Source organism: Streptomyces sp. NPDC051207 (assembly GCF_040682395.1).
Taxonomy (GTDB): Bacteria; Actinomycetota; Actinomycetes; order Streptomycetales; family Streptomycetaceae; genus Streptomyces.
Genome location: NZ_JBFBAX010000072.1, coordinates 1 through 3,650, shown reverse-complemented (window position 1 = coordinate 3,650; position 3,650 = coordinate 1). Strand labels below are relative to the sequence as shown.

Annotated in this window: 4 protein-coding genes; 3 read left to right on the top strand and 1 reads right to left on the bottom strand. The window is 70.8% G+C overall.

Annotation, left to right across the window (positions count from 1 at the left end; all coding sequences use genetic code 11):
- On the top strand, positions 1-272 hold a 272-nt coding region (locus AB0M97_RS30690; protein WP_365964251.1), incomplete at its 5' end, for an adenosylhomocysteinase.
- Positions 273-450: 178 nt separating this feature from the next.
- A complete protein-coding gene (locus AB0M97_RS30685) occupies positions 451-1,065 on the top strand; it encodes a hypothetical protein (protein WP_365964250.1) in 615 nt (204 codons plus the stop codon).
- A gap of 66 nt (positions 1,066-1,131) precedes the next feature.
- On the opposite strand, the gene AB0M97_RS30680 is transcribed toward AB0M97_RS30685, so the two are convergent.
- Positions 1,132-2,103 carry an RDD family protein gene (locus tag AB0M97_RS30680; protein ID WP_365964249.1) on the bottom strand — a complete coding sequence of 324 codons (972 nt, stop codon included), beginning with the start codon at positions 2,101-2,103 and terminating at the stop codon, positions 1,132-1,134.
- A 127-nt stretch (positions 2,104-2,230) separates the two neighbouring features.
- Here AB0M97_RS30680 and AB0M97_RS30675 point away from each other — a divergent pair, with 127 nt between their 5' ends.
- Complete coding sequence (locus tag AB0M97_RS30675) at positions 2,231-3,238, top strand: stage II sporulation protein M (protein WP_365964248.1); 1,008 nt, start codon at positions 2,231-2,233, stop codon at positions 3,236-3,238.
- The last annotated feature ends 412 nt before the right edge of the window (positions 3,239-3,650 follow it).

Sequence of the window (3,650 nt, the reverse complement as noted above, 5' to 3'; positions counted from 1 at the left end):
GCCTGCTGAACCTGGGCAACGCCACCGGCCACCCGTCGTTCGTGATGTCCAACTCCTTCGCGGACCAGACCCTGGCCCAGATCGAGCTGTTCACCAAGCCCGACGCGTACCCGACCGGCGTGTACGTCCTGCCCAAGCACCTGGACGAGAAGGTCGCCCGCCTCCACCTCGAGGCGCTCGGCGTGAAGCTGACCACGCTCCGCCCCGAGCAGGCCGAGTACATCGGCGTCAAGGTCGAGGGCCCGTACAAGCCGGACCACTACCGCTACTGAGCCCCGCCGCAGACCGCGGCGAGCGCGTCCGTGCCCCCGCGCACGGACGCGCACCCCAGCGGCACGTTCGCCCAGAGGCAGGCCCCCGCACCCCCGTGCCGGGGGCCTGCCCCTTTGGCTCCCCGTCCGGCCAGTGGCTCCCACGGGCCGGACCAGCCCGTCAAGACCCAGGACCTCGATGCCTCGCGGCCGTTATTCGCTCCACGATCCGCACGATCACACCCCCCTCGCAGAAGAGCACTTCCACTGCGCCGTCGGCCCGTCCGGCTGGCGCTACGTCTCCCAGCTGACCGCCCCGTCCGGCGATCACCGCGGCTCCGTCGACCTGACCCTCGACGAACTCGGCCGCCCCATCCGCCTCGAACTCCACGCGGCGAGCTGGCAGGTGCGCGGCGCCGCCCTCGACGGCGTCACCTGGGTCCGCACCGACCCCACGGGAACCGAAGCCACCGAAGGCAATGTGCGCGCCCACGCCTTCACCGGCACGTCCCCCGCGTTCCTCGTCGCCACCAGCCGTCTCCTGCGCCTCACCCCCTCCGGGTCCGCCACCCGTGTACGCCTCGTCGCCTTCACGGATCCGGTCCTCGCCCCGCGCACCGTGGACCAGTCCTGGGCACTGGTCGACAGCGAAGCACACGCCACTGACAACGACCCTCTGACAGTGGACGAATACCAGGTCACAGTCCTGGACACGGGCGAGCAGCACACCGTCCACATCGCCGGCGACGTCGTTGTCGCGGCACCAGGCATCGAGCTGGAGGACCTGGAGTCACCGCCGTCCGTCTTCCCCTGACGGAAAGTCCGCGGCAGCCGTGAGAGCGACTCGGCGGCATGGCGTACGAAGGGATCCGGGACGGACTCAGGCGGGCGGCACGAACCCGGTCGAAGGACGCCGCTCGGAGGGCTGAGCGTCCTGCGGCGGCGACGCGACCGGGTTGCCCGGAGCGATGGGACCGCCACCGGGCACCTGCCCGCCCGGAGGCGGGGACGGGTGCACGGACGGCATCGCCGGACGGTCTGCCGGAGGCGGCACGGCCTGCCCCGCGTACGGCGGCGAAGGCACGGTCTCCTTCGCGGCGGGACCGTTGCCGAAGGCCCGCCGCGCCTCACGCGCCTGCCGCTCTTGCACCACCGCCGCCAGATACGCCCCCGCCGGGACCCCGGGCGGCGCGGGAGTCCCCGTACGCGCCGCGAGATCGGCCGCCAGCCGCTGCGCCATGGTGTGTCCGACCTGCGGGTCGAGCTGCTGCATGCGCGTCAGGTACTGCCGTACGGCGAGCCACAGGTCGTCGGGCACCGCCGACAGGTCGAGCCCCGAGAACCGCCCGGCCAGCCAGGGCGGAGGCGGCGGCACGGAACCCGCACGCGCCACCGGTATCCGCTCCCGCACGACGAGCGTCCCCGCGAAGACGTCCCCGAGCCGCCGCCCGCGCTCCGACACCAGAGAGGCGATGCAGGCGACGACCCCGAACGTCATCAGGATCTCGACCACCCCGATCAAGCCACGCACGAGCGCGTGCCGGAACCGGATGGGCCCGCCGTCGTCACGCACCACCCGCAGCCCGCACGCCATCTTCCCGAGCGACCGCCCGTGACTCAGCGTCTCGACCGCGATCGGCCCGCCCACCAGCAGCAACACGAACGTCGCGATCGACAGCGCGGTCTGCGCCGCCTCGTCCAGCGACGCGGTAGCGGCCACCAGCACGAGGGTCACGGCGATGTACACGGCCACGGCCACCGCCAGATCGAGCAGCACGGCAAGCGCCCTGCTGGGCAGCCTCGCAGGGCGCAACTCCAGCGCCACCGCCTCGCCCGTCACCAACTCGCTCACGCCCGCCGCCCTTCCCCTGACCTGCCCCGGACACGGCCAGTCTGCCAAGCTGAGAGCACATCGCGCCCCAGTACGACAAGCTGACCATGACGAGCCGCCGACGAGCAGCCCAGGAGCAGGCACACCGATGGACCTCGACGTCTTCGTCTCCGCCCACCGAGCGGAATGGGACCGCCTCGACGCCCTGCTCCGCCGTCGGCGCCGCCTCACCGGAGCCGAGACCGACGAACTCGTCGCCCTCTACCAGCGCACCGCCACCCACCTGTCCCTGATCCAGTCCAGCGCCCCCGACCCGCAGCTGACGGGTCGGCTCAGCCAGCTGGTGGCACGCGCGCGTAGCGCCGTGACGGGCACCCGCCGCGCCTCCTGGCGAGACGTCACCCGCTTCCTCACCCACGGCTTCCCCGCCGCGGTCCACCGGTCGCGCCACTGGTGGGTACCCACCGCTCTGCTGTCGACCCTGGTCGCGGCCCTCCTCGGCTGGTGGATCGGCACCCACCCCGAGGTACAGGCCACCATCGCGGCACCCAGCGAACTCCGCGAGCTGACCCGCCCCGGCGGCCAGTACGAGACCTACTACTCCAGTCACCCGGCGGCTTCGTTCGCCGCCCAGGTCTGGACGAACAACGCCTGGGCCGCCGCCCTCTGCCTGATCCTGGGCGTCTTCCTCGGCCTCCCGGTCCTGTGGATTCTCTTCCAGAACATGCTGAACCTCGGCATCGGCATCGGCCTGATGTCCGAGGCCGGCCGCCTCGACACCTTCCTCGGGCTCGTCCTCCCGCACGGCCTCCTCGAACTGACCGCGGTCTTCGTGGCCGCCGGCACCGGCCTGCGCCTCGGCTGGACCCTCATCGACCCCGGACCGCGCACCCGTCGCGCGGCACTCGCCGAAGAAGGCCGCGCAGCCATCGGCATGGCCATCGGCCTCGCCCTGGTCCTCTTCGTCTCCGGCGCCATAGAAGGCTTCGTCACCCCGTCCGGCCTGCCCACCTGGGCCCGCATCGCCATCGGCGTCCTCGCCGAAGTGGTCTTCCTGGCGTACGTCTACGTCCTCGGCGGTCGCGCGGCTCGCACCGGTGAGACGGGCGACGTAGATGCGGCCGAGCGCAGCGCGAGCGTGCCGACGGCCGCCTGATGTGCGGACAAGTCCCCCGAGCTGCTAGTCTCCTCTTCGCCCCGGGAAACGCCGTTGACACGGTGAGACTGGGGAGGTAGATTTGAACAGTTGCCTGGAGATGGGTTCGAGCCCACCCGGCGACGGTGCACAATCTGTCCGCTTCCCGGAACACTTCAGATTCCGCAGAAGCGCCCCCGATGATTCGGAATTCGACGGCCGGTCAGTCCGGCCTGGAACTTCTGATAAAGTCGGATCCGCCGGAAAGGGAAACGCGAAAGCGGGAACCTGGAAAGCGCCCGAGGAAATCGGATCGAAAAAGATCTGATAGAGTCGGGAACGCAAGACCGAAGGGAAGCGCCCGGAGGAAAGCCCGAGAGGGTGAGTACAAAGGAAGCGTCCGTTCCTTGAGAACTCAACAGCGTGCCAAAAG